Raw genomic sequence first — 16735 nt, 5'->3', positions numbered from 1 at the left:
TCAGCGCCGGGCCGACAACTGCTGCGGTGCCAGAAACGCATCATGGAAGTAATTGCGCACCGCCTGCATCGCCGGGCTGAATGCCCGTTCCCGGTGCCAGGCCAACCCCACGCTCATCGGTGTGACCGGGTCGCTGATGGTCACCGTCTCGATGCGCTTGCCCTCCAGCGACCACGGCCGGTGCACCAGGTCCGACAGGATCGCCACTCCGCTGCCATTGGCGACCATGCTGCGCACGGCCTCCACCGAGCTGGTCCGCACCCTTACGCTTGGCCGTTGGCCGGCCTGCTCCCAGTAGCGCATGGCACTGTGCTCGGCCTCATCCACGGTCAACAGAATGAACGGCTCACAGGCCACATCGGCCAGGCTCACGGCCGAGCGCTCGCACAGTGGGTGATGCCCGGGCAGCCACAGCCGGCGCTCGGAGTTGAACAGGGTTTCCGAGACGATATCGGGGTGGGTGAGGTTGGCGGTGAGCACCACCGCCATGTCGAAACGCCCCTCCAGCAGGCCTTGCTCGATGGCGCTGCGCTCCTGCTCGTACAGCTCCAGGGTCACGTCCGGATGCCAGTGCTCCAGGCGCTGCAAGTGGTGCGGCAGGAAGTAGCCGATCACCGTGTAACTCGCCGCCAGGCGCAACAGGCCACTGGCGCGCACGTCCGGAAGCGGGCTGTTCAACGCATCGTCGACACTGCGCAGGATGACGTAGGCCCGGTTCAAGAAGTGCCGGCCGGCTTCGGTCAGGCTCATGCCTTGGGCCGAGCGCTGAAACAACAGCACGCCGAGCATCGCCTCCAGCTCCTTGATGGCTGTGGTCACTGCCGACTGGGAGATGTTCAGGTGGATCGCCGCTTGCGAGATCTGGCCGATTTCAGCGGTGGCAACGAAGTAGCGGACCTGGCGCAGGGTGAGTGACACGGTAGGCTCCCGGGGTATCTGTTTTTCAGAAGGTACCCCATCTGTTTATAGATCTTCCCAAGGGGGTGTAGAGAATCTAACGTGGCTTGCATGCAGTCACAAGTGCCAGGAGACGCGGTCATGCAAGCAGTGGATTTCAATTCGGACATGGGTGAGGGCTTTGGCCCGTGGACCATTGGCGATGGCGTCGACAATGAGCTGATGGGTTACATCAGCAGCGCCAACATCGCCACTGGTTTCCATGCCGGCGACCCCGGCACCATGCGCCGCACCGTCGAGCGCGCCAAGGCACTGGGCGTTGCGGTGGGGGCACACCCGGGGTTCCGTGACCTGGTCGGCTTTGGCCGCCGGCATATCAATGCCTCGGCGCAGGAACTGGTGGACGACATGCTCTATCAATTGGGCGCGCTGCGTGAAATCGCTCGTGCCCAGGGCGTGCGCCTGCAGCACATCAAGCCGCATGGGGCACTGTACATGCACTTGGCGCGTGACGAAGAAGCGGCGCGCTTGCTGGTGCAGAACCTGCGGGTGATCGAGCCCGAGTTGCTGCTGTACTGCATGCCGGGTTCGGTGATCTGCCGCATTGCCCAGGAAATGGGGCAGCCGGTGATTCGCGAGTTCTATGCCGACCGCGAGTACGACCTGAGCGGGTCGATCGTGTTTACCCGCAATGTGCGTGGCTACGAGCCCCAAGCCGTCGCCGAGCGGGTGCTGCGTGCTTGCCGCCAAGGCGTGGTGCGCACGGTCGAAGGCCAGGACCTGGCGATCGAATTCGATTCCATTTGCCTGCACAGTGACACCCCGGGCGCGCTGGACCTGGTCGAGGCCACGCGCAAGGCACTGGATGCGGCCGACATCGTGGTGCGTGCACCGCGCTGAACCCGTCAGGCATCCGGCAAACCGACAAGCCGGAGCCCGTGCATTTTGTTTTCGCCTGCCTTTCTATAAAGATTCCAAGAAAAGGAACTGTCATGGCCGAACCGCTTGCTACAACCCCGATCCGTTACAGCTTCGGCGCCGACGAGCACCTGTTTGCCGAAGTCAGCGAAAGCATGTCGCTGGAGGCCTTTTTCAAGGGTATGGCCGTCACCCGTGCGGTGGAGCGCATGGCCCTGGATGGCGTGCTTGATGTGTGCCTGGCCAATGCGTCGTTCCAGGTCCGCTTCGACCCGGACCGTATCGCCCCCGAGGCACTGCTCGAAGCCGTGCGCGGCGCCGAAGCGCAGGCGGTGGCCGAGCGTTCGTTGCAGACACGGATTATCGAGATCCCGGTGCTGTACAACGACCCCTGGACCCATGAAACCCTGATGCGCTTTCGGGATCGCCACCAGGACCCCACCAGCACTGACCTGGAGTACGCCGCGCGCATCAACGGCCTGGCCGATGTCGAGGCCTTCATCGCCGCCCACAGTGGCGCGCCATGGTTCGTGTCGATGGTCGGCTTTGTTGCCGGCCTGCCGTTCATGTTCCAGATGGTCGAGCGCCAGCGGCAGCTGCAGGTGCCCAAGTACCTGCGCCCCCGTACCGACACGCCCAAGCTCACCCTGGGCCATGGCGGCTGCTTTGGTTGCATCTACTCGGTGCGCGGGGCCGGGGGCTACCAGATGTTCGGCGTCACCCCGGCACCGATCTACGACCCGCAGCAGACCTTGAATTACCTGAAAGAGCACATGGTGTTCTTCCGCCCGGGTGACATCGTGCAGTTCAAGCCTATCGACCGCCGCACCTACGACCAGGCGGTGGCGGAGGTGGAGGATGGCTGCTTCGACCTGCGCATTCGCCCGGTGGCGTTTTCCCTGGACGCCTTCCTCGCCGACCCGGTCGGCTACCCCAAATCGTTGCAGGAGGTGCTGGCATGATCAAGGTACTCAAACCGGGGCTGGCCACTTCTGTACAGGACCTGGGCCGCGAAGGTTACTACCACCTGGGCATTCCACCGTCCGGCGCACTCGACCAGTACGCCTTGAGCGCAGCCAACCACCTGGTGGGCAACCCGGCCGGCGCTGCGGGCCTGGAGTGCGCGCTGGTGGGGCCGGAGCTGGAGTTCCAGCAGGACGCACTGGTCGCTGTGTGCGGCGCGCAGATGCCAGCGTTGCTCGATGGCCGCGAGCAGCGCCCGGACACGGCGTTTGCCGTGCGTGCCGGGCAAGTGTTGCGTTTCGGCTTTCCAACAGCGGGCGCCCGGGCCTACCTGGCAGTGGCCGGAGGCATCGATGTGCCCGAGGTGCTGGGTAGCCGGTCCACCTACGCGCTGGGCGCGTTGGGTGGCTTTCATGGGCGCAAACTGATGGCGGGCGACCTGCTGCCGGTCGGCGTGCCCAGCGGCAAGACCCGTGCCGGTGCAAGCTTGCCCATGGCCCTGCGTCAGGCCCTGGGGGGCGAGGTGGTGTTGCGGGTGGTGCCTGGGCTGTACTTCCACCGCCTGACCGAAGCTGCAGCGCAACGTTTCTTCACCGACGCCTGGACCGTTGGCTCCGAAGCGGACCGTATCGGTTATCGCTACAAAGGCGGCAGCGCCTTGAGTTTCCAACCGCGCGAGCAGCCGTTCGGTGCGGGGTCGGACCCGTCCAATATCGTCGACAGCTGCTACCCGATCGGATCGATCCAGGTGCCGGCAGGGTTGGAACCGATCATCCTGCATCGCGATGCAGTGTCGGGGGGCGGCTACGCCATGATCGGCACGGTGATCAGCGCCGACCTCGACCTGATCGGGCAGATGCAGCCCAACCAGCAGGCGCGGTTCCTGCCGGTGAGCCTGGAGCAGGCACTGGAGGCGCGGCGTTCGTACAAGAAGAAGCTGGCCTGTCTGGCCAGGCTCTTCAGCTGAGCATGATGTTTTCGCTGTAGCAGCGGCCTTGTGCCCCGACGGGGCCGCAACGGGCTCCGCGGCTACACCGAGCGCGCAGGCTTGCTGATGGTCTTGCCGGTTTGCGAGGCCACCTCAAGGGCTTGGCCGTCCCGCTGTTTGCCTTGGCGCGCCAGGCCTTCAAGTTGCGGTATCAGCATGCCTTCCGGCAAATGCCGCCAGAACCGTCCTGGCATGTGCAGGCGCAAGGCATCCGGGTTGAGGCGGGCCGGGTTGAAGGTATGGCGATAGTAGGTGCGCCAAAGTTCGGCGCCGGGGTCTTCGGCGTTGCGGGCCCACTGGCGCCAGGGCTCGGGGCACTGTCGCTGGTAGTCGAACGACTGGCCGTCGAAGCGAATGCCATCCTGTGGCGTGGCAATCAACCAGCGCAAACGCCCCAGGCGGTCGGCAAAATGCGCGCTGGCACTGTGCAGAATGTCGTGTGCCGGCTCGTGATAGGCCACCAGATCCAGCTGCAAGTGCTCAGCCAGTTCCTCAGGCAACGGCACGAAGCGTACAAACGCGTGCAAGTGATGCGCCTCGCGGGTTACCTGCTTGATGCGCCGTTGCAGCTCACTGCCCAGCCGGTCACCGGCCAGCATTGCCGTGCGATCGCCATGGGCGACGCGCCACAGCACTTCATACAGCAGGTTCCAGCGCTGTTCGCCACGGTAGCGAGAGGCCTGCTCCAACTGGCTCAGCAGTGCGGCCGGGACTTTGGCCCGGAAAGGGCCAGGCCCTTCAGGCGGCGCTGCCGGCACGGCCAGCAGGTCCGCCATCGGGCCTTGCGACCAGGTGACTTCCGACGGGTCGATGCCATGGCTCAACAACACCCGGGCCTGGTCGCGCCAGGTGGCGAACAGGTCGTCGCAGTCGAGTGCGATCACCCCCATAACCCCATCTGCACGGGCGCTGGCGGCTCACTCAAGCGCGCTCGCAGCAAGCCGCTGCGCAGCTCGGCCTGGGCGGGGCGGTAGTCGCTGGTGACGATGAACGGCCGTGCCTTGTCCAGCACGCAGCGCAGCTGGATCAGGTCGTCATAACGGATGCGCCGCTCCCGGCGCAGGGCGACCAGGCGCTGTACGCTGCGCAGGCCGATGCCGGGGATACGCGCCAGTAGCGCAGGTTCGGCGCGGTTCACGTCCAGCGGGAAGACTTCGCGGTTGGCCAGCGCCCAGGCCAGCTTGGGGTCGATGTCCAGTGCCAGGTTACCGCTGTGGCCCAGCAGCTCGCCAGCCTTGTAGCCATAGCCACGCAGCAGGAAGTCGGCTTGATACAGGCGGTGTTCGCGCAGCAGCGGTGGTGCGGCGAGGGGCACGCTGCCGGGGCTGTCGGGGATCGGGCTGAAGGCGGAGTAGTACACGCGCTTGAGGCCGTAGCCCTGGTACAGCGACTCGGCATTGCGCAGCAAGGTACTGTCGTCGGTGCTGTCGGCGCCGACGATGACTTGGGTGCTCTGCCCGGCCGGGGTAAAGCGCGGCGCCCTGGGCTCGTTGGCCACGGCCTGCTGGCCCTGATGAATCACGCCCATGGCCTGGCGAATGGTGCGCCCTTGCTTTTCTGGCGCCAGGCGCTTGAGGCTGGCGTCGGTGGGCAGTTCGATGTTGACGCTGAGGCGGTCGGCCAGGCGCCCGGCCTCTTCGATCAGCAGCGGGTCGGCATCGGGGATGGCCTTGAGGTGGATGTAGCCGCGGAAGCTGTGTTCTTCGCGCAACAGCCGGGCCACACGGATCAGCTGCTCCATGGTGTAGTCCGCCGAGCGGATGATGCCAGAGCTGAGGAACAGGCCGCTGATGCAGTTGCGCCGGTAGAAGTCCAGGGTCAGGCGCACCACTTCCTCGGGGCTGAAGCGTGCGCGCGGCACGTTGCTGGAGCGGCGGTTGACGCAGTACTGGCAGTCGTACAGGCAGAAGTTGGTCAGCAGTACCTTGAGCAGCGATACACAGCGGCCGTCCGGGGTATAGCTGTGACAGATACCCATGCCGTTGGTGGCACCCAGGCCGTCAGCGCCGCGCGAATTGCGCTTGGGCGCACCACTGCTGGCGCAGGAGGCGTCGTACTTGGCTGCGTCGGCAAGGATGCCGAGTTTGGCGATGAGTTGCATGGTGGCTGACCTGCGATACTGAGTATTCATACAGTATTTTGAGATGTGGCCGATTGCAAGTGTTTGTGCGTCGTCATACCCGACTAAACGCGTCGGCTAAGCTTGTGGCTGAACCACGGACAGCAACGAGGCGCGGGAGAGGTTATGAAGATCACCATCAAGCCAAAACTGGCGATGGCCGGGCTGGCCTTGGCCATCGGCATGCTCAATGCCCAAGCGGCGGAAACCAGGAAGGTCGATGTGCTGCTGGTGGGCGGCGGCATCATGAGTTCTACCTTGGCCGTGTGGCTCAACGAGCTGGAGCCCGGCTGGTCGATGGAAATGGTCGAGCGTCTGGACAAGGTAGCCGAGGAGAGTTCCAACGGCTGGAACAACGCCGGCACCGGCCACTCGGCCCTGGCGGAGTTGAACTACACCCCGGAAAAAGACGGCAAGATCGACATCAGCAAGGCGGTGGAAATCAACGAGTCGTTCCAGGTAACGCGCCAGTTTCTCGCCTGGCAGGTCAAGCAGGGTGTGCTGAAAAATCCGCATTCGTTCATCAATACCACCCCGCACATGAGCTTTGTCTGGGGCGATGACAACATTCGTTTCCTTAAAAAACGCTACGAGGCCCTGCAAGCCAGCCCGTTGTTCAAGCCCATGCAGTACTCCGAAGACCACGAGCAGATCCGCAAATGGGTCCCGCTGATGATGGAAGGCCGCGATCCCAACCAGAAGCTGGCCGTGACCTGGACGCCGATCGGCACCGACGTCAACTTTGGCGAGATCACCCGGCAGTATGTGGGTTACCTGCAGACGCGGCCGAACTTCGATCTCAAGCTGTCGAGCGAAGTACAGGACATCACCCGTAACGACGATGGTTCCTGGCACGTCGAGTACAAGAATCTGAAAAATGGCAGCAAGGCAGCCACCGATGCCCGGTTCCTGTTCATCGGCGCTGGCGGGGCGGCACTGCCGCTGCTGCAGAAGTCGGGTATCGACGAGGCCAAGGACTATGGCGGCTTCCCGGTCGGTGGCTCGTTCCTGGTCACTGACAACCCGGCTATCGCCCAGCGTCACATGGCCAAGGCCTATGGCATTGCCGCAACCGGTGCGCCGCCCATGTCGGTGCCACACCTGGACACCCGGGTACTTGATGGCAAGCGCATGATCCTGTTTGGGCCGTTCGCCACCTTCTCGACCAAGTTCCTCAAGCAGGGCTCTTTGCTTGACCTGCTCGCCAGTACCAGCGTGCACAATGCCTGGCCGATGGTGCGGGTAGGGGTACGCGAGTTCGACCTGGTGCAGTACCTGATCGGGCAGGTGTTGCAATCGGACGATGACCGCTTCGAAGCGCTGCGCACCTACTTCCCCGGGGCGAAGAAAGAAGACTGGCGGCTGTGGCAGGCGGGCCAGCGGGTGCAAATCATCAAGAAAGACGAAGCGTTGGGCGGTGTGCTCAAGCTCGGTACCGAGGTGGTGACGTCCAGGGACGGCAGTATCGCCGGCTTGCTGGGGGCCTCTCCCGGTGCGTCGACCGCTGCGCCTATCATGCTCGATGTGTTGAACAAGGTGTTCAAGAACAAGGTGGCGTCGCCCGAGTGGCAGGCCAAGATCAAACAGATCATCCCGTCCTATGGCATCCGCCTGAACGACCAGCCGGATCAGCTAGAGAAGGAGTGGGCATATACCAACGAGGTGCTGCAGCTTGAGCCGCCTGTCAGTCCGCAGCGCCCTGAGTCGATAAGGCCGGCTGACAGCCAGGGAGTGGCCAGCCGGTAATCATTGCAGTCAAGCTGGCGCAATCTTGCCACGTCCGATGCCGTAGTAAGTCAGCCCTGCCGAGGCCATGTGCTCGGGTTCGTACAGGTTGCGGCCATCGAACACCACCCGGTCGGCCAGCTGCTGCGGCACCTCGTCCAGGTTGAGCACACGGTAGTCCTGCCATTCGGTGACGATCACCAGGGCATCGGCGCCCCGCAATGCATCGTCCTTGCAGGGCACCAGTTGCAAGTCGGCACGCGGGCCGTAGTGGCGCCGGATTTCTTCCATGGCCTGAGGGTCGTGAGCCTGCACCCGCGCGCCCGCGGCCCACAGTGCTTCCAGCAGGACCCGGCTGGAGGCTTCGCGGATATCATTGGTATTGGGCTTGAACGACAACCCCCACAGGGCAAACACCTTGCCCCGCAGGCCGCCGGGGTAGTGGCGCTGGATCTTGCTGAACAGCCGTCCCTTCTGCTGCTCGTTGACCGACTCTACTGCGCGCAGCAACTGTGTCTCGAAGCCTTCCGACTCGGCACTGTGGCGCAGGGCTTGCAGGTCTTTGGGGAAGCACGAGCCGCCAAAACCGCAGCCGGCGTAGATGAAGTCATAACCGATGCGCGGGTCCGAGCCGATGCCACGGCGCACCATTTCGATGTCGGCCCCCAGGTGCTCGGCCAGGTTGGCGATTTCGTTGATGAAGGAAATCTTGGTGGCCAGCATGCAATTGGCTGCGTACTTGGTCAGCTCGGCACTGCGCGCGTCCATGACCATGAACTTTTCGCGGTTGCGGTTGAACGGCAGGTAAAGCTCGCGTAGCAACTGCACTTCGGCCGCTTCTGCGCCGCCGATGATAATGCGCTGGGGGCGCATGCAGTCATCCACCGCAGACCCTTCCTTGAGAAACTCCGGGTTGCTGATCACCTGGAAGCGGCTGGTATCGGCCACGGCCTGGGCGATGCGTGCCTTGATGCGGTGTACCGTACCCACCGGCACGGTGGACTTGTTGACGATTACTTTGGGCCCGTCAGCGTGTTCGAGGATGCTGTCGACCACGGCGAAAACGTGTTTCAGGTCGGCGCTACCATCGGCTTGCGGCGGAGTACCGACGGCAATGAACTGCAACCTGGCATAGTTGGCAGCGACTGCGGCATCCGTGGTGAAGCGCAGCCGACCGCAGGCGAGGTTCTTCTCCAGCAGCGGCGCAAGGCCGGGCTCGAAGATCGGGCAATGGCCTTCACTCAGGCTGGCCACCCGATCGGCATCGACATCCATGCACATCACCGAATGGCCTACCTGGGCCAGGCACACCGCCTGGGTCAGGCCGACATAGCCGGTTCCGAAAACCGTGACCTTCATTTGACAGCTCCTTGATAGGAAAGCTGAAAAAAAATGTCACATCGTTGTTTAGGAATTGTGACCTGAGGGATGTGCTCGTGGGCCATATGGCCGTTATTCCACATCGCCCAGGCAGAGCATCTAAACTTACTGACAGCTCGCAGTAGTGTGTTGTACCGCGAACGAAAACCCTTGAACCGACCACCGCCTTCCCGGAGCGGACGCCCCTCGTTGGCGATGGCCTTCTTGCAGAGGAGGGCAGGTCATGGACGAGGCAAGGCTTCACGATTTCATGGGCAAGCTGGTGGGCGACATGGGCGCAGCGGCGACGCTGGCCAATGTCATTCTTGGCGATGAACTGGGGCTGTACCGGGCCATGGCCGACAGCCAGGCGGTCACCCCGGAGCAACTGGCGGAAAAGACCGGCTGCCACCCGCGGCTGGTGCGCGAATGGTTGAATGCCCAGGCGGCATCGGGCTACATGGTCCATGACAAGGGCCGTTTTGTGCTGCCTGAAGAACAGGCCATGGCCCTGGCGCTGGAGGATTCTCCGGCCTACATGGCCGGCGGCGCGTCAGTGGTGGCGGCGCTGTTCCATGACAAGGACAAGCTGGTAGCCGCCATGCGCGGCGATGGCGGGTTGGCTTGGGGCGATCACCACCCGTGCATGTTCAGCGGTACCGAGCGGTTTTTCCGGCCGGGGTATCGCACCTTCCTGGTAGCGGATTGGCTGCCGGCACTGGAGGGTGTGGTGGCCAAGCTGCAGGCGGGCGCCAAGGTGGCGGATGTGGGCTGCGGTCATGGTGCCTCGACGCTGGTGATGGCGCAGGCGTTTCCGGCATCGACCTTCGTGGGGTACGACTATCATCAGCCTTCGATCGTCACCGCCAACGCGCGTGCACGGGAAGCGGGGTTGGAGGGGCGGGTGAGCTTCCAGCAGGCCAGCGCCAAGGAGTACCCGGGGCGTGACCATGACCTGGTGTGCTTCTTCGATTGCCTGCACGACATGGGTGACCCGGTCGGGGCAGCCCGGCATGCCTACCATGCTTTGAAAGCTGATGGCACGGTCATGCTGGTGGAGCCATATGCCGAGGACTCGCTGGAGGGTAACCTGACACCGGTCGGGCGCTTGTTCTATGCGGCGTCGACGTTTATCTGTACGCCCAATTCGTTGTCGCAGGAAGTGGGGCTGGGGTTGGGTGCGCAGGCCGGGGAGGCACGATTGCGGGCCGTTTTCGAGGAGGCGGGGTTCAGCAGGTTCCGGCGGGCGACGCAGACGCCGTTCAACCTGATTCTGGAGGCCCGCAAGTAGAGCGTGATCTTGCGCCGGCCTCTTCGCGGGCTCGCCCGCTCCCACAGGTTACGTGCTTGTTTCAGGCCTGTGGCTATCCTGGACTGCCCGCGAAGAGGCTGGACCTGGAAAGCAGAAGGGGTGCTGCATGGCACCCCTTCTGTTTGTCGCTTAGGCTTCAGCGTCCCAAGGACGATCGCCTTTTTCATCTTTGACGCGGGTTGGCAGGCCCATCACGTCCAGCGCCTTGAGGAACGGCTCGGCTGGCAGCTCCTCGACGTTGACCATGCGCTTGGCATCCCACTCGCCACGGGCAACCAGCAGGGCGGCAGCCACTGGCGGTACGCCGGCGGTGTAGGAAATGCCCTGGCTGTCGGTCTCGGCGTAGGCTTCTTCGTGGTCGGCCACGTTGTAGATGAACACTTCGCGCGGCTGGCCATCCTTGGTGCCTTTGACCAGGTCGCCGATGCAGGTCTTGCCGGTGTAGCCAGGGGCCAGCGAGGCCGGGTCTGGCAGTACAGCCTTGACCACTTTCAGCGGTACCACTTCCAGGCCTTCGGCGGTTTTCACCGGTTGCTCGCTGAGCAGGCCCAGGTTTTTCAGAACCGTGAACACGTTGATGTAGTGTTCGCCAAAGCTCATCCAGAAGCGCACGTTCGGGACGTTGAGGTTCTTCGAAATCGAGTGAACTTCATCGTGGCCGGTCAGGTACAGGTTTTGCGAGCCTACCACTGGCAGGTCGTCGGTACGCTTGACCTCGAACATGGTGTTGCTGGTCCACTGGCTGTTCTGCCAGCTCCACACTTGTCCGGTGAACTCGCGGAAGTTGATTTCCGGGTCGAAGTTGGTGGCAAAGTACTTGCCATGCGAACCGGCATTGACGTCGAGAATATCGATCGAATCAATGCTGTCGAAATACTGCTGCTGCGCCAGCTTGGCGTAGCTGTTCACCACACCCGGGTCGAAACCGACGCCGAGAATGGCGGTAATGTTCTTTGCCTGGCACTCTTCGAGGTGTTTCCACTCGTAGTTGCCGTACCACGGTGGGGTCTCGCAGATCTTGCCCGGCTCTTCGTGGATGGCGGTGTCCAGATAGGCGACACCCGTATCGATGCAAGCACGCAGCACCGACATGTTGAGGAAGGCGGAACCCACATTGATCACGATCTGCGATTCGGTTTCGCGGATCAGTGCCTTGGTTGCCTCGACATCGAGGGCATTGAGCGAGAAGGCCTGGATGTCGGCGGGTACCTTGAGGCTACCCTTGGCCTTGACGCTGTCGATGATGGCCTGGCATTTGGAGATGTTCCGTGACGCGATGGCGATACGACCCAGTTCGTCGTTATGCTGCGCGCACTTGTGGGCCACCACCTTGGCGACACCTCCTGCACCAATGATAAGAACGTTCTTCTTCAATTTACCCTTTGCTCCTTACTTGAAAGCCGGTCTTACGACAGGCTGGAAACGTAGTCTTCGAAACCGAACTCGCGGACGACTTCGACGCTGCCGTCGAGCTGCTTGACCACGATGGAAGGCATCTTCAGCCCGTTGAACCAGTTTTTCTTGACCATGGTGTAACCCGCCGTGTCGATGAACGACAGGCGATCGCCAATGGCCAGCGGACGGTCGAATTGGTACTCGCCGAAGATGTCACCGGCCAGGCATGACTTGCCGCAGACCATGTAGGTATGCTCGCCGTCATTGGGGGCCATCTTGGCGTTGAGGCGGTAGATCAGCAGGTCGAGCAGGTGCGCTTCGATCGAGCTGTCGACCACGGCCAGGTGCTTGCCGTTGTACAGGGTGTCGAGCACGGTCACTTCCAGCGAGGCGCTGTTGGTGATGGCGGCTTCGCCCGGCTCCAGGTAAACCTGCACGCCGTATTTTTCCGAGAACGCCTTCAGGCGCGCGCAGAAGGCGTCTACTGCATAGTCTTCACCGGTGAAGTGAATGCCGCCACCAAGGCTGACCCACTCGACCTTGTGCAGCAGGTGGCCGAAACGCTCTTCGATGTGCGTGAGCATCTTGTCGAACAGGCCGAAGTCACCGTTCTCGCAGTTGTTGTGGAACATGAAGCCGGAGATCTGTTCGATCACCTGTTCGATCTTGGCCGGGTCCCATTCGCCCAGGCGGCTGAACGGGCGGGCCGGGTCGGCCAGCAGGTAGTCGGAGCTGCTGACCTGCGGGTTGACACGCAGACCACGGACTTTGCCTTCGGACTGTTCGGCAAAGCGCTGCAGCTGGCCGATCGAGTTGAAGATGATCTTGTCGCAGTTCTCAAGCATCTCCTCGACCTCGTCGTCGGCCCAGGCCACGCTATAGGCATGGGTTTCGCCGGCGAACTTCTGGCGGCCGAGCTTGAGCTCGAACAGGGAGGACGAGGTGGTACCGTCCATGTACTGCTGCATCAGGTCGAACACCGACCAGGTGGCGAAGCACTTGAGGGCGAGCAGCGCCTTGGCACCGGAGTGTTCGCGCACGTAGGCGATCTTCTCCATGTTGCTGAGCAGCTTGGTTTTATCGATGAGGTAATACGGCGTCTTGATCATTTAAAGGCCCCCGGCCAGGCCGGCCAAAAAAAGGACACGCATTGTGCCTTCACTTGCCGCAGACCGAAAGGGCGGGATACGCATTTCGTCAGGGTTGACGCTATTGCGAGGGCTTTTTCGGTTGCGGCGAGCCTAGTAGATCAGGTGCATGTGACTGTCGTAATCACCCCCGACAGATGGCAGCTTCAGTCTGCCTGCTGCAGCCAGGCCTGGATCTGCTCCAGTGTTGCGGTAGCGCCGCCACAGACCACCACCAGTACATTGCTCAAGGCGCCCAGTGCCTTGGCATCATAGGCCACTGCCAGCGCCGCCCCGCACGCGGGCTCGACCAGCACACGGTGGTCCAGCAAGAACCGCTCACAGGCCTCCAGCGCTGCGCGATCGCTGACCAGATGGCTGTGCACCGGATGCTGCTGCACGCACCTCAGCGCCTGATCAGCCACACGCTTGGCCCCCAGCGACGTGGCCACCGAGGCGATGCGCTCCAGCTCCACCGAATGCCCAGCCTGCATGGCCGCATGCAGCGACGCCGCGCCCTCGGTTTCTACTGCCAGCACCGGCACATCGCCCCAGCCATTGCGCTTGAGCCCCTCTACCACGCCACTGAGCAAGCCGCCCCCGCCGACTGACAACACCACCGCGTCCGGCTTCAGGCCGGCCTCGGCCACTTCATCCACCAGGCTGGCATGCCCGGCCCACAGCAGTGGGTCGTCGAACGGGTGGATGAAGGCATCGTTCGGGCCTACCAGTGTCTGTGCCAGGGCGTTGGCCTCTTGCCAGGAACTGCCGTGCACCACCACCTTGGCGTCTTCCAGGTGCAGCAGCTGCTTGGCCCGTTCGGTGGTGGTTTCGGGTACCACCACGGTCACCGGCACCCCCAGCTTGCGTCCGGCGTAGGCGACTGCCAAACCGGCATTGCCACCTGACGAGGACACAAAGTGCCGGGCGCCACGCGCGTGGTGTACCTCGCAGGCGTGGCCTACACCGCGCAGTTTGAACGAACCGCAGGGTTGCAGGGCGTCGAGCTTGAGCCAGATATTACGACCGGCCGCCAACGACAGCGGGCGCGACTCGATCAGGGGGGTATGAATGTGCAAGGTCATTGGCTGGCTCCGCGTAGTTGCTCGAGGTAGTTGTAAATGGTGTAGCGCGTCACGCCGAGGGCGCTGGCAGCCTTCTCGACGCCGCCCTTGACGATGAACAGGCCGCGCTCCTGCATGACGCGCACGGCCTCGACCTTGGCCTGTTTGTTCATCCGCCCCTGGCCGCTGCGCTGCAGGGCAGCCTGGATGATCTCGCTCATCAGCAGCTCCATGTCGGCCGGTTCGTTGACCGCCGGTATGGCCCCCAGCGGCTGCAACTGCTGGAGAAAGCTCATGGCAGCATCCAGGCCGGTGACGTCGGTGTTGACGCACAGGCTGGCGAACGGGTGGCCGCTGCTGTCACGGAAGATTGCCGTGGCACTTCGTAGCGTGCGGCCTTTGAGCGTAGTGGGGTAATCGGGCAGCACCACCGGCTCGCAGCCGTGCTGGTCGGCCGAGGCCTGCATCAGTGCCTTGAAACCCTGGTCCTGCTCCGGTGCGGCGAGGATCGGGCTGCCCACGCTGCGGCCGGAAAGATGACCGTTGACGATCGCCACCACCGAGTGTTCGGGGTGGTCAAGGTCGTGCAGGAGTATTTCCATGTTGCGCGCGGCAACGCTGCCCAGTGCCTGGATCGCGGCCTTGAGCACGGTGAGGGTGAGTTGGCGTTCTTCGCTGGGGGTGATAGGCATGGCAGACCGCAAAATCAACTGTTTGTGCATTTTTACACATATGGTTGAAATTCGCGATCTGCTTTTGCGGGCCCTGTAAGACTCAGCCGAGCGCAGGCGTGCGCGGCGGAATCATCCGGCGCGAGCCGGTGGCCTCGAACGCGGCAGCAAAACTCAGCAGCGCGTTGTCGCTATAGGCCTTCCCGGCAAAGGTCAGCCCCACCGGCATACCGATATCGGCCATCACGCCCATCGGCACGGTCACGGTCGGCACGCCCAGGTGACGGATTGCCAGGTTGCCGTTGGCTACCCAGATACCGTTGCTCCAGGCGATGTCCGCCGATGCCGGGTTGATATCGGCATCGGCCGGGCCAACGTCGGCTACGGTGGGGAACAGCACCGCGTCCAGGCCCAGCTTGTCCATCCAGTCTTCCAGGTCCAGCTTGCGGGTCTGCTCCAGCCCGCGCAGGCCGTCGGGCAGGGTCTCGATCTGGTCCCAGGTCTTCAGGCCACGTTTGGCCATGTTGACGTACTCGTCCATGCCGGCAGCCAGGTCGTCTTCACGGTTGGGCAAGGTGCCCGGGTCGTGGGGGAAGATCTTCAGCCCGTCGACATCGGCCAGGCGGTTAAGCTTGGGGTCATCGTTGGCACGCAGGAAGTCGTCAAAGGCCCAGCCCGACAGTTCCCACAGTTCGTCATGCAGGAAAGCTTTGCTGACGATGCCGCGGTTGTACACGGTCGGCGCGCCTGGGCGGTCGCCTTCGCAGTTGGACACCAACGGGAAGTCCACTTCCAGCACTTCGGCACCTGCCGCTTCCAGGGCCTGGCGTGCTTGTTGCCACAGGTCGATCACCGTGGCGCGGGTGTTGATGCGTTGGCCGGTCGGCCCGCCGATGCCTGGCTTCTCGGCGGTGCCCGCTTCGGGATCGGCATTTATATACATGCGTGGTACGCCAAAGCGCTTGCCCTTGAGCGCGCTGGCATCTACCGCCAGTTCAAGGTACGAAGCCGGACGTACCGTCGAGGCAGCGGGGATTGGCACCCACGGCTGCAGGCGCCACAGGTCGCCGCGCTTGTCGGCGTCATCGGCTACCACCACGTCGAGGATTTCCAGCAGGTCGGCCATGGTGCGGGCATAGGGCACCACCACGTCCATGGTCGGCGTCAGCGGCCAGTTGCCACGCACCGAAATCACCCCGCGCGACGGGGTGTAGGCGCACAGGCCGTTGTTGGACGCCGGGCCACGGCCGCTGGACCAGGTTTCTTCGGCCAGGCCAAAGGCGCTGAAGCTGGCGGCGGTGGCGGTACCGGCACCGTTGGACGAGCCCGAGGCGAAGGGCGCGGTCAGGTAGTTGGCGTTGTACGGGCTTTCGGCGCGGCCATAGACGCCGCGCTGCATGCCACCGTTAGCCATGGGCGGCATGTTGGTCTTGCCCAGGCACACGGCACCGGCGGCGCGCAGGCGCTCGATGGTGAAAGCGTCGCGCTGGGCGACCAGGTCCTTGAAGGCAGGGCTGCCGGAGGCGGCAGTCAAGCCTTTGACCAGGTAGCTGTCCTTGGCGGTGTAGGGGATGCCGTCCAGCGGGCTCAGCACCTGGCCCTTGGCACGACGGGCATCGGAGGCCTCGGCCTCTTTAAGCGCCTCCGGGTTGCGCACCACTACGGCGTTAAGGGCTGTGGCCGTGTCGGCGCCATCGTAGGCGTCGATGCGCGCCAGGTAGGCCTTGACCAGCTCGACCGCTGTCGTGCGGCCCGACTCGAGCGCGTCGCGCAGCTCGGCAATGGAAACCTCGGTTACCTCGATCATGCGTTCACCAAAAAATGTGCAGGTGGGGGCTAATGCGACGAGTGTACAAGAAGGGCTTGGCGGACGCAGGTTTGCGCAGGGGCAAATGGTTTTATGCAGGGGGGCATTGTCGGGGGCATTCACAGGCATTACCCGGCCCATTGTGGGGGCGGCCTTTCAGTCACCAAAGGGCCGCCCACAGGCTGGTGCTCAGCCTCAGCCCTGCGCGATATCGAGAAACATCATCACCGCAAACCCACCCACAACCCCAGGGTCGCCGTTGTTTCCCACAGGTATGAACTGCAGATGGTCATGGTAGGGCAGCAGGAACTGGCACGGGTAATGGACCTGGGGGCAGTGCTGGGCATCAAGGTCGAACCGGCGCTGGAAGTCCTGAAAGTCGTCGTCCAC

14 protein-coding genes are annotated in these 16735 nt (G+C 63.3%); 5 read left to right on the top strand and 9 right to left on the bottom strand.

Annotated elements, in window-relative coordinates:
- A complete protein-coding gene (locus tag ACZ889_RS20025) occupies window positions 1-918 on the bottom strand; it encodes a LysR family transcriptional regulator (RefSeq protein WP_004576704.1) in 918 nt (305 codons plus the stop codon).
- A 120-nt stretch (window positions 919-1038) separates the two neighbouring features.
- Here ACZ889_RS20025 and ACZ889_RS20020 point away from each other — a divergent pair, with 120 nt between their 5' ends.
- The 3 genes from ACZ889_RS20020 to ACZ889_RS20010 all read left to right on the top strand — a co-directional run bounded on the left by ACZ889_RS20020 (window position 1039) and on the right by ACZ889_RS20010 (window position 3745).
- Complete coding sequence (locus tag ACZ889_RS20020) at window positions 1039-1797, top strand: 5-oxoprolinase subunit PxpA (RefSeq protein ID WP_180689889.1); 759 nt, start codon at window positions 1039-1041, stop codon at window positions 1795-1797.
- Between the two features lie 92 nt (window positions 1798-1889).
- The gene (locus ACZ889_RS20015) at window positions 1890-2777 is read left to right on the top strand and encodes a 5-oxoprolinase subunit B family protein (RefSeq protein WP_012052525.1); all 888 of its coding nucleotides are present in this window, start codon (window positions 1890-1892) and stop codon (window positions 2775-2777) included.
- On the top strand, window positions 2774-3745 hold the full coding sequence (locus ACZ889_RS20010) for a 5-oxoprolinase subunit C family protein (RefSeq protein ID WP_014861077.1): 972 nt from the start codon (window positions 2774-2776) through the stop codon (window positions 3743-3745). Before ACZ889_RS20015 ends, ACZ889_RS20010 begins: the two co-directional genes overlap by 4 nt.
- 62 nt (window positions 3746-3807) lie before the next feature.
- Here the strand turns inward: ACZ889_RS20010 and ACZ889_RS20005 are convergent, their stop codons facing one another.
- Together ACZ889_RS20005 and ACZ889_RS20000 are read right to left on the bottom strand one after the other, a co-directional pair.
- Entirely contained in the window at window positions 3808-4656 is an 849-nt protein-coding gene (locus tag ACZ889_RS20005; protein WP_014591220.1) for a TIGR03915 family putative DNA repair protein, read from the bottom strand.
- Window positions 4647-5867: a putative DNA modification/repair radical SAM protein gene (locus ACZ889_RS20000; protein ID WP_003248106.1), complete on the bottom strand. Its 1221-nt coding sequence runs from the start codon at window positions 5865-5867 to the stop codon at window positions 4647-4649. The genes ACZ889_RS20005 and ACZ889_RS20000 overlap by 10 nt, the downstream gene beginning before the upstream one ends.
- A 144-nt stretch (window positions 5868-6011) precedes the next feature.
- On the opposite strand from ACZ889_RS20000, the gene mqo reads away from it, so the two are divergent.
- Window positions 6012-7631 (top strand): malate dehydrogenase (quinone), encoded by a 1620-nt coding sequence (gene mqo / locus ACZ889_RS19995; protein ID WP_121783605.1) that lies wholly within the window; start codon window positions 6012-6014, stop codon window positions 7629-7631.
- 9 nt (window positions 7632-7640) lie between these two features.
- Here mqo and ACZ889_RS19990 read toward each other — a convergent pair whose 3' ends face one another.
- On the bottom strand, window positions 7641-8969 hold the full coding sequence (locus ACZ889_RS19990; protein ID WP_180689890.1) for a UDP-glucose dehydrogenase family protein: 1329 nt from the start codon (window positions 8967-8969) through the stop codon (window positions 7641-7643).
- 244 nt (window positions 8970-9213) lie between these two features.
- On the opposite strand from ACZ889_RS19990, the gene ACZ889_RS19985 reads away from it, so the two are divergent.
- Window positions 9214-10260, top strand: coding sequence for a class I SAM-dependent methyltransferase (locus ACZ889_RS19985; RefSeq protein WP_180689891.1), 1047 nt, complete (start codon window positions 9214-9216; stop codon window positions 10258-10260).
- Between the two features lie 150 nt (window positions 10261-10410).
- Here ACZ889_RS19985 and ACZ889_RS19980 read toward each other — a convergent pair whose 3' ends face one another.
- The 5 genes from ACZ889_RS19980 to ACZ889_RS19960 all read right to left on the bottom strand — a co-directional run bounded on the left by ACZ889_RS19980 (window position 10411) and on the right by ACZ889_RS19960 (window position 16345).
- Window positions 10411-11655 carry a saccharopine dehydrogenase family protein gene (locus ACZ889_RS19980; RefSeq protein ID WP_003248123.1) on the bottom strand — a complete coding sequence of 415 codons (1245 nt, stop codon included), beginning with the start codon at window positions 11653-11655 and terminating at the stop codon, window positions 10411-10413.
- Between the two features lie 32 nt (window positions 11656-11687).
- Window positions 11688-12785 carry a carboxynorspermidine decarboxylase gene (gene nspC, locus ACZ889_RS19975; RefSeq protein ID WP_003248125.1) on the bottom strand — a complete coding sequence of 366 codons (1098 nt, stop codon included), beginning with the start codon at window positions 12783-12785 and terminating at the stop codon, window positions 11688-11690.
- Between the two features lie 185 nt (window positions 12786-12970).
- Window positions 12971-13888: a pyridoxal-phosphate dependent enzyme gene (locus ACZ889_RS19970; RefSeq protein ID WP_476257741.1), complete on the bottom strand. Its 918-nt coding sequence runs from the start codon at window positions 13886-13888 to the stop codon at window positions 12971-12973.
- A complete protein-coding gene (locus tag ACZ889_RS19965) occupies window positions 13885-14559 on the bottom strand; it encodes a helix-turn-helix transcriptional regulator (RefSeq protein ID WP_003248128.1) in 675 nt (224 codons plus the stop codon). Before ACZ889_RS19965 ends, ACZ889_RS19970 begins: the two co-directional genes overlap by 4 nt.
- An 82-nt stretch (window positions 14560-14641) precedes the next feature.
- On the bottom strand, window positions 14642-16345 hold the full coding sequence (locus ACZ889_RS19960; RefSeq protein ID WP_476257740.1) for an amidase: 1704 nt from the start codon (window positions 16343-16345) through the stop codon (window positions 14642-14644).
- Window positions 16346-16735 lie beyond the last annotated feature (390 nt).

Source organism: Pseudomonas sp. TE3895 (assembly GCF_056278855.1).
The sequence above is the reverse complement of the archived record's forward strand: the minus strand, read 5'-3'. Positions and strand labels throughout refer to the sequence as shown.

What these genes read in the sequence shown, in the direction of transcription:
- ACZ889_RS19965 (WP_003248128.1), bottom strand. Translation starts at nt 14,559, where the DNA reads ATGCCTATCACCCCCAGCGAAGAACGCCAACTCACCCTCACCGTGCTC.
- ACZ889_RS19990 (WP_180689890.1), bottom strand. Translation starts at nt 8,969, where the DNA reads ATGAAGGTCACGGTTTTCGGAACCGGCTATGTCGGCCTGACCCAGGCG.
- mqo (WP_121783605.1), top strand. Translation starts at nt 6,012, where the DNA reads ATGAAGATCACCATCAAGCCAAAACTGGCGATGGCCGGGCTGGCCTTG.
- ACZ889_RS20005 (WP_014591220.1), bottom strand. Translation starts at nt 4,656, where the DNA reads ATGGGGGTGATCGCACTCGACTGCGACGACCTGTTCGCCACCTGGCGC.
- ACZ889_RS20010 (WP_014861077.1), top strand. Translation starts at nt 2,774, where the DNA reads ATGATCAAGGTACTCAAACCGGGGCTGGCCACTTCTGTACAGGACCTG.
- ACZ889_RS19970 (WP_476257741.1), bottom strand. Translation starts at nt 13,888, where the DNA reads ATGACCTTGCACATTCATACCCCCCTGATCGAGTCGCGCCCGCTGTCG.
- ACZ889_RS20020 (WP_180689889.1), top strand. Translation starts at nt 1,039, where the DNA reads ATGCAAGCAGTGGATTTCAATTCGGACATGGGTGAGGGCTTTGGCCCG.
- nspC (WP_003248125.1), bottom strand. Translation starts at nt 12,785, where the DNA reads ATGATCAAGACGCCGTATTACCTCATCGATAAAACCAAGCTGCTCAGC.
- ACZ889_RS20015 (WP_012052525.1), top strand. Translation starts at nt 1,890, where the DNA reads ATGGCCGAACCGCTTGCTACAACCCCGATCCGTTACAGCTTCGGCGCC.
- ACZ889_RS20000 (WP_003248106.1), bottom strand. Translation starts at nt 5,867, where the DNA reads ATGCAACTCATCGCCAAACTCGGCATCCTTGCCGACGCAGCCAAGTAC.
- ACZ889_RS19985 (WP_180689891.1), top strand. Translation starts at nt 9,214, where the DNA reads ATGGACGAGGCAAGGCTTCACGATTTCATGGGCAAGCTGGTGGGCGAC.
- ACZ889_RS19960 (WP_476257740.1), bottom strand. Translation starts at nt 16,345, where the DNA reads ATGATCGAGGTAACCGAGGTTTCCATTGCCGAGCTGCGCGACGCGCTC.